Origin of the sequence: Streptomyces sp. NPDC058195, from assembly GCF_042883525.1 — a bacterium.
Classification (GTDB): domain Bacteria; phylum Actinomycetota; class Actinomycetes; order Streptomycetales; family Streptomycetaceae; genus Streptomyces.
Map to the genome: position 1 here is coordinate 1 of NZ_JBHVVM010000059.1, position 8,078 is coordinate 8,078.

Annotated in this window: 6 protein-coding genes and 1 pseudogene; 5 read left to right on the plus strand and 2 right to left on the minus strand. The window is 67.6% G+C overall.

Going from position 1 to position 8,078, the window contains the following annotated elements:
• Positions 1–107 precede the first annotated feature (107 nt).
• The 3 genes from ACFVWY_RS35210 (at position 108) to ACFVWY_RS35220 (ending at position 4,831) form a co-directional block, all read left to right on the plus strand.
• Entirely contained in the window at positions 108–980 is an 873-nt protein-coding gene (locus tag ACFVWY_RS35210) for an IS701 family transposase (protein ID WP_389879002.1), read from the plus strand.
• Positions 981–1,084: 104 nt separating this feature from the next.
• Complete coding sequence (locus tag ACFVWY_RS35215; protein WP_389878997.1) at positions 1,085–4,219, plus strand: Tn3 family transposase; 3,135 nt, start codon at positions 1,085–1,087, stop codon at positions 4,217–4,219.
• A 165-nt stretch (positions 4,220–4,384) separates the two neighbouring features.
• Positions 4,385–4,831 carry a hypothetical protein gene (locus ACFVWY_RS35220; RefSeq protein WP_389878998.1) on the plus strand — a complete coding sequence of 149 codons (447 nt, stop codon included), beginning with the start codon at positions 4,385–4,387 and terminating at the stop codon, positions 4,829–4,831.
• Between the two features lie 22 nt (positions 4,832–4,853).
• Here the strand turns inward: ACFVWY_RS35220 and ACFVWY_RS35225 are convergent, their stop codons facing one another.
• Positions 4,854–4,994: a hypothetical protein gene (locus ACFVWY_RS35225; RefSeq protein WP_389878999.1), complete on the minus strand. Its 141-nt coding sequence runs from the start codon at positions 4,992–4,994 to the stop codon at positions 4,854–4,856.
• Between the two features lie 73 nt (positions 4,995–5,067).
• The gene (locus ACFVWY_RS35230) at positions 5,068–6,351 is read right to left on the minus strand and encodes a DNA sulfur modification protein DndB (RefSeq protein WP_389879000.1); all 1,284 of its coding nucleotides are present in this window, start codon (positions 6,349–6,351) and stop codon (positions 5,068–5,070) included.
• A 377-nt stretch (positions 6,352–6,728) separates the two neighbouring features.
• Between ACFVWY_RS35230 and ACFVWY_RS35235 the strand changes: the two genes are divergently transcribed.
• Together ACFVWY_RS35235 and ACFVWY_RS35240 are read left to right on the plus strand one after the other, a co-directional pair.
• A complete protein-coding gene (locus ACFVWY_RS35235) occupies positions 6,729–7,643 on the plus strand; it encodes a recombinase family protein (RefSeq protein ID WP_389879001.1) in 915 nt (304 codons plus the stop codon).
• 54 nt (positions 7,644–7,697) lie between these two features.
• Positions 7,698–7,919, plus strand: a pseudogene (locus ACFVWY_RS35240) (IS701 family transposase); the annotation flags it as partial.
• Positions 7,920–8,078 lie beyond the last annotated feature (159 nt).

The window sequence follows — 8,078 nt, forward strand, 5'->3', positions numbered from 1 at the left end:
CGACAGCGGGTGGGAAAACTTCCCACGTGATCACCGAGCATGTTGCCGAGCAGTGGGACCTTGAACTGGACGACCTCTTCGTGGCCATCGGTCATCGCTTCAGCCGTGTGGAACTTCGCCGCCGCATGCGTGACTACGTGCGCGGGCTGCTCGCCCCGGTGGCCCGGAAGAACAGCTGGCAGCTGGCCGAGCAGGCAGGCCACGCCACCCCCGACGGTCTGCAGCATCTGCTTGCCGGCGCGAAGTGGGAGCCTGACGAAATCCGCGATGAACTGCAGGAATACGTCGCCCACAAGCTTGGCGCGGACGACGGAGTCCTCATCATCGACGACACCGGGTTCATCAAGAAGGGCACCACCTCCGCCGGGGTCCAGCGCCAATACTCCGGGACCGCAGGTCGCACGGAGAACTGCCAGATCGGAGTCTTCGCCGCCTATGCCACCGCCCGCGGCCGGGCTTTGGTCGACCGCGAGCTGTATATCCCCAAGTCCTGGGCCGAGGACCGCGAACGCTGCCGCGCGGCCAAGGTCCCCGACGACCGGGAGTTCGCCACCAAGGGTGAACTGGCCCGGCGCATGGTGCTGCGTGCCCTCGGCTCGCCACTGCCCATCACCTGGGTCACCGCGGATTCCGCCTACGGACAGGAGAGCCGCTTCCGCCGACTGCTGGAGCAGTCGGGCGTCGGCTACGTGCTGGCCGTGCCCAAGTCCCAGTTCACCGTGGGTTGTCCCCGCATCGAGGGCCTGTTCGCACAGGCGCCGGACGAGGTCTGGGAGAAGACCTCATGCGGCAACGGCGCGAAGGGACCGCGCGTCTACCACTGGGCGGCGGTGCGACTGCCGGCCGTCGCCGAGTTCGACTACCAGGGCGAGGTCCCTCACCGGATGCGGTGGGCGCTGGCCCGTCGCAGCATCCGCAAGCCCGACGAGATCGCCTACTACCTCGCCTACGGCCTTGGGGACCAGCGGAACAGCCAGTAACGCTAAGCACTTGATCTTGGGCGCCTAGCACAGGTGATCGGTCTCTTGCGGTGGTTCGGCGGAAGATCCTTGATCACTGGTGGGGGATGGCTACGGTCCGCCGCATGCCGGTGGAATTTCTGACTGATGAGCAGGCTGAGGCGTACGGGAAGTTCGCCGAGGAGCCAACGAGGCCTGAGCTGGAGCGGTTCTTCTTCCTCGATGACGAGGACCTGAAACTGATCGCGAAGCGGCGTGGGGATCACAACCGTCTCGGCTTCGCTCTCCAGATGTGCACGGTCAGGTACGTCGGGCTGTTCCTGGAGGACCCTCTCGCGGTGCCGTGGCCGGTCGTCGAGCATCTGGCCGAGCAGCTGGGTATCGAGGACGTCTCCCTGATCAAGCGGTACACGGAGCGCAGGCCAACGCCGTACGAGCATGCGTGGGAAATACGTGACGCGTACGGCTACCACCAGTACGAGGACCATGACCAGGGCCGGAAGTTCCGGGCCTTCCTGCACGGGCGTGCGTGGACGGCGCACGCGGAGGGGCCGAAGGCCCTGTTCGATCACGGGGTGGGCTGGCTGCGCCGCAACCGGGTACTGCTGCCGGGGGTGAGCGTGCTGGCCCGGCAGGTCGCCGAGGTCCGTGCCGTCGCGGACAAGCGGCTGCACGCCACGGTCGCCAGGGCGGCCCGGCGCGCGGACCCGGCTCTGCCCGGGGACCTGGTCGCCACGCTGAAGACGCCGGAGGGCAAGCGGTACTCGGAGCTGGAGCGGATGCGCCGGCCGCCGACGCGAACCACCGGCACCGCGTTGAAGGCCGCGTTGCAGCGGGTCGAGGACATCGCCGCCTTCCAGCTGGGCCGCCTCAAACTGGAGCAGATCCCGCCGAACCGGCTGTCCGCGCTGGCCCGGTACGGGCTGGGCACCAAGGCGCCGAAGCTGGAGCGGACCCCGGAGCCCAAGCGCACGGCGATGCTCACCGCGGTGATGCGCCACCTGGAGGCCAAGGCGATCGACGACGCGCTGGACCTGTTCGAGATCCTGATGGCAACGAGGCTGATCAGCACTGCGAAGCGGTCCACCGACAAGCAGCGGCTTTCGACCCTGCCGCAGTTGGAGCGGGCGGCCCGGATCACGGCCCGGATCTCGAAGGTGGTCATCGAGGAGCTGGAGCTCATCGACGAGACCGGCGGCGATGTGGATACGACAGCTCTGTGGCGGGCGCTGGAAGAGATCGCGCCCCGGGCCACGCTGTCCAGCGCGGCGGCCACGGTGGTGAGCCTGGTACCAGAGGATGACGACACGGCAGAGACCGCGCTGCGCGGCGCGCTGGCGCTGCGCTACAACACTGTGCGCCCGTTCCTGTCGCTGCTGGGCGAGTCGAAGGCGCTGGACGCGGCGCCCGGCGGCAGACGGATTCTCACCGGGGTGCAGCGGCTCCCGGCCCTGTCGCGGCGGAAGGTGGGCGAGAAGCCGCTGCTGCCGCGGGAGGTCGACGACAAGCTGGTGCCGGCGCACTGGCGCAAGGCGGTGTACGCGAACGCCGAGCTGCCCCAGGGGGCGGTGGACCGGGACGCGTACGTGGTGTGCGTTCTGGAACAGCTCTTCCGCGCGCTGAAGCGCCGCGACATCTTCGCCTCCCCCTCGCACCGCTGGTCCGACCCGCGTGCCCGGCTGCTTCAGGGCAAGGGGTGGGAGGCGGTGCGCGAGGACGTCCTGGCGGGCCTGAGCCTGGCCGAGGACGCCGAGCAGCACCTCACGGAGCTGGTCGAGGTGCTGGACGCGACGTGGAAGCAGATGGCCGAACGGCTTCAGGAGGCCGGCGCCGACGCGAAGATCAGCATCGAGGTGCAGTCCAACGGCCGCGCGAAGCTGAACGTGGAGAAGCTGCACGCGCTCGGTGAGCCGAAGTCCCTGAAGTGGCTGCGCGAGCGCGTCGAGAAGATGCTCCCGAAGATCGACCTGCCGGACCTGCTGTTCGAGGTGCACGCCTGGACCGGGTTCCTGGATGCCTTCGTGCACTTGGGTGACGGCAGGACCCGCATGAAGGACCTGACCACCTCGGTCGTCGCCCTGCTGGTGAGCGAGGCATGCAACATCGGCATGACCCCGGTCATCAACCCGAACCACGAGGCGCTCACCCGCTCCCGGCTGGTCCACGTCGACCAGTACTACCTGCGCGCCGACACCATCGCCGCAGCGAACGCCGCGCTGATCGAGGCCCAGGCCAAGGTGCCGATCGTGCAGTTCTGGGGCAACGGGCTGCTCGCCTCCGTCGATGGCCTGCGCTTCGTCGTCCCCGTCCGCACCATCAACGCCGCACCCTCGCCCAAGTACTTCGCGAAGAAGACCGGAATCACGTGGCTGAACGCCATCAACGATCAGGTCATCGGCATCGGGCAGATGGTGGTGCCCGGCACCCCGCGCGACTCCCTGTTCATCCTGGACGCTTTGCTGAACCTGGACGGCGGGGTGAAGCCGGAGATGGTCGCCACCGACAATGCCTCTTACTCCGACATAGTCTTCGGCATCTTCAAGATGCTGGGCTACCGCTTCTCCCCGCGGTTCAAGGACCTCGAAGACCAGCGGTTCTGGAAGGCCCAGATGCCCGGCGCCGAGGCGGCCGGCGGGTACGGGCCGCTGGAGGCGATCGCGCGGAACAGGGTGAACGTGAAGAAGGTGGTCACGCACTGGCCTGACATGCTGCGGGTGGCGGGCTCCCTGGTCACCAACCAGGTACGGGCCTACGACTTGCTGCGGATGTTCGGCCGCGAGGGGCATCCCACGCCGCTGGGGCAGGCGTTCGCCGAGTACGGGCGGATCGCCAAGACCCTGCACCTGCTCGCTGTCGTCGACCCGGTCGATGACACCTACCGGCGGCAGATGCACAAGCAGCTGACCGTCCAGGAGTCCCGCCACAAACTCGCCCGCGACATCTGCCACGGCAAGAAGGGCACTATCCACCAGGCATACCGGGACGGGATGGAAGATCAGTTGGGCTCGCTGGGACTCGTTCTGAACGCCGTGGTTCTGTGGACGACCCGCTACATCGACGCCGCCGTCGCCCAGCTCCGCGCCGAGGGCCACGAAATCAGGGACGAGGACCTCGCCCGGCTCTCCCCGCTCAAGCACAAGAACCTCAACTGCCTGGGCCGCTACAGCTTCACCGCCTCCCAGCCCGTCCAGGGGCTGCGGCCCCTGCGCGACCCGGACACAGTCGACCTTGAGGATGACGACGACGGCCAGGAGGAGTGACCGCCGCATCCGCCCTTTGGGAGGGTCAGCCTCCTCACGCCCGCCGACCGGCGCGGCCTGACCCCGCTCACCTTGGCTGAACCCGCCATAGCTGCGACCCATCGGACGGATGGCTGCACGACCACTACTCTGGCGGCAGATTTTCTGATCTGAAGGGGGGCCCGCGTGCCCGACCAGAACACCCGTAGCGAGGATGCCGGGAGCACTCCCGGCACCGGCGGCGCAGCCATGAGCCTGCTGAAGGGCGCCGCCACCCTGGCTGTCGTTGCGGCTGGCCTGCTCATCAAGGTCGCCATGAAGCAGTCCACCGTGGGGGCCGTCGAGGTCGACGAGTCGCCGGGCGCCAGGATCCCGACGTCTGCGGAGATCGAGTTCGCCGCCCTCGTGCGCGCCGTCGCAAAAGACTCCTGGCGGGTCAGGAGGGTCGTGACGAACGGCTTCTGCGTGGAAGCACTGATCGAATCCAACGGGAGAGGAACGTGGACGGCGTTCTTCGTTTTTGATCCCAAGACAGGCGACTACCACCACTCCCACCCTTATCCGGGCGCGAAGGCTCCTGTGTTCTTCGGTGACGAGGTCCGTCGCCGGATGAGGGAAGCAGCGGGCTACTGACAGCCGGCTCCAACCGAGTGCGTCACTGCTGCTGAAGGGGAACGGGCAGGTTCTCCACGTAGTGTGCCTGCCGCGCGGGAGGCATCAGGGACTGCGCCTGGGCGGTCAGGGCCTTCAGCTCATCGCACAGCCGGGGCACCCGCCGGTGCAAGGCCCGTTGCACAGCCCGCGTACATTGGAAACCAAGGAGCCCCCTCCGCGTGAGATGTGGAGGGGGCTCCTGTGTTGCTGGTGGATCAGATGGCGGCCGGGGCCTTCTTGTACCAGTCCGTGATCACCTTGGTCAGGTGCACGACGTTCTGCTGACGCATGATCGGGGCGGAGGCGTTCGGCTCGAAGTCCTCGTTCGCGGCTGTGGTACGCCAGATGCTGTCCTCGGTGACCGGGGCGGTCATGTGCCGGTCGAGCCGCTTGAAGAACTCCTGGATGTCACCGTCCTCGGCTCCGTCCTCCCGCAGGTTGCGGTAGACGCCGCCCAGGACGCGGAGCATGCCCACAGAGCCCAGGAGCGAGGTCTCGCGCAGCCTCATGGCCTTGGTGGGGGGCGCCGGCGGCTCGTTCTTCTTCTTCTCGGAGAGCGAGGGGTCGTAGTTGTCCACGTCCTCCTCGGTGATCTCCGCGAGCGCGGTGAAAGCGATGGAGATGACATCCAGGAAGCCGCGGACGCTCTCGATGACCTCGTTGTCGGTCAGCGACTCGACCTTCTTGCTGACGCGGCCACCGGGACCGGCGATGACGGCCCGCGTGATGTCGGCGACGTGCTTGGCGCCCATCAGGTTGCGGTTGGTCAGGGTCATCCGGTCCCGCTCGATGTCGACCTTGCCCAGGAAGAGGGGGTGGACGACGATGTCGCTGAGCGTGCGGTTGGCGATGCGCGAGGTGTCGAAGCGGGCCCGGACGGCACCGGAGATGCCCTTGGCATTGTCCGCGACGTCGACGAACATCTGCTGGCCGCTGACGCCGTCGGGCTCCACGTAGATGTCAATGCCGACGAACTCGTCCTTAAGTCGCTGCATTCGGCCGATCAGTGCCTCGCGGTCCTGCTCCAGCTTCGCCTTCTTAGCCTCGTTGGCGCGGTGGATCTCCCGGTCGATGCGGGAGACCTCGTCCGTGATGCGCTTCTTTTCCAGGTGGACCCCGAGGATGCGGTGCTGGCCGTCGATCGTGATCAGGCGTCCGATGCCGCCGATGGACCACGGGACAGTGAGGTAGCCGACCGAGCCGTCTTCGCTGATCGGCTCGAAGCGGCAGCCGCCGGTGTCGCGGATGAGGAGGGCCGGGGCCACCCACCTGGGGTTGTCGGCGAGGTACTGGCCGAAGCCCTTGGCGTGGTTGATGTCTACCTTGCGGTTGTCCGGGTCCGGCTTGGCCGGGTCGGGGATAGTGAGGATGACCGAAAGGTCGGCGAGCGGGATGCGCGTCGTGTAGACGGTCCGGCCGCCCTGGCTGGTGCGGATCGCCAGGTAGGTGGACTCCTCACGCACCAGGGAGAGGCGCGACGAGTCGACAGTGATGGTCACGGATAACTTCCTTTCCGAGCCGGTGGGTTGCTATGTGGCTCACGTAATCCTCAAAGCTACGCACGCTTCTCACTATGCGTCAAGTTAGCTTGCTAGGCTCCTATTTAAACTCCAAAGTAACCTCAATATCCGGCAATCGTGGATGCGCACAGGGGGTCCCCCGCTTCGTCGCGAGCCTTCACGTCCGGTTGATCCGATGGGCGGGCGGATGTTCGGTGTCGGCAAACGATCGTTTGACGACAGGCGGTCGACGCGTCCAATGAACCCCCGCAATCCGGGGGTTCGCGGCGCCGCGAATCCAATCAGATCCGATGGTGATTGCTGACAGGGTTTGACGACAGATAGGGTCCGATCATCCGTACGGAAGGGGCCCCTCGGTGGCGAACCTGGTCTACAAGCGGGTCTCGACCGACCAGCAGTCCACCGCCCGGCAGAACCTCGTCCTGGACGAGGCCGGGATCGAGGACCCGGTCATCTTCGAGGAGGACCCGGGAACCTCCAGCCGCCTCCACCCCCTCCAGCGCCCGAAGTTCCGCGAGCTGCTGACGTACGCGCGGCCGGGCGACACCCTGCACATCTCCGAGATGTTCCGCCTCGTACGCGGCACCGGCCACATCCTCGACGTGCTCGATGTCCTCCACCGCGACCAGGTGGCGCTGCGCATCCACGACGGCGCGTTCTCCGCGATGGACCTCACCGCCCGCCACCCGCGCACCGGCGAGCTGCTGTCCACCGTGAAGTTCATGGTGCAGACCCTCGCCGCCGCCGGCGAACTCCAACGCGACCTCCAGCGCGAGCTGACCTACGACGGGCTGCGCGCCGCCGAGGCCAAGGGCAGCAAGGGCGGACGCCGCCCCGCCGTGGCGGCCGCGAAGACCGCCGATGTACGCACCGCGTACCTGGAAGGCCGGTCCATCGCAGCCCTCGCACGCGACCACGGCGTCAGCCGCGGCGCGATCCGCACGGCCGTCGCCGACCTCCTGCCCGACCACACCGCCATCGAAGAGGACGTCCCGGCCCCGGAGCTGCCGGTCACCCTCGACATGCCGGGCAAGGTCGCCGACTTCCTCCACACGATTGACCTGGAGCCCGCCGAGCGGGCCGCGCTCGACGAGGGCGTGACCGTACGGCGCGGCCAGGGCTACACCCTGCGCGTCAGCGCCGTCTGCGCCGTGCACCGCCAACTCCTCGCCCGCTGCCAGTCCCTCGACGGCGCCGCAGCGATCCCGGCTCAGCGCAAGGCTCGCCGCGAGTACGAGAACCGCGTCAGCACCCTCGGATCCCCAGCCTGACCAAGATCACCGGCTTAGCGTTATTGGCTGTTCCGCTGGTCCCCAAGGCCGGCCTACGCCCCTTTGGAGACCACCGCCCAGGAACTGGTGCGAATCGCCGGGACGCGGTGGGCGATCGAGGAGTGTTTCCAGGCCGCGAAGAACGAGTGTGGCCTGGATCAGTACGAAGTCCGCCGTTACCCGGGTTGGTACCGGCACATCACCCTGGTGATGCTCGCGCACGCCTTCCTGGCAGCCACGGTGCACCAGGCCCGTGAAAAGGGGGAGAACGGGTGAGGCAGCCGGGACCATCGAGCTCACAGTGGCGGAGGTTCGGCGACTCCTGGCAGCTTGTCGGCCCCGGCCCCCGCACCTGCACGGACATCGAGGCCGCCACCACGCGGTGAGCTGGTCGAACTGGCGCCGACGACACCAGGCAGTTGCCCGCCGCTGTCA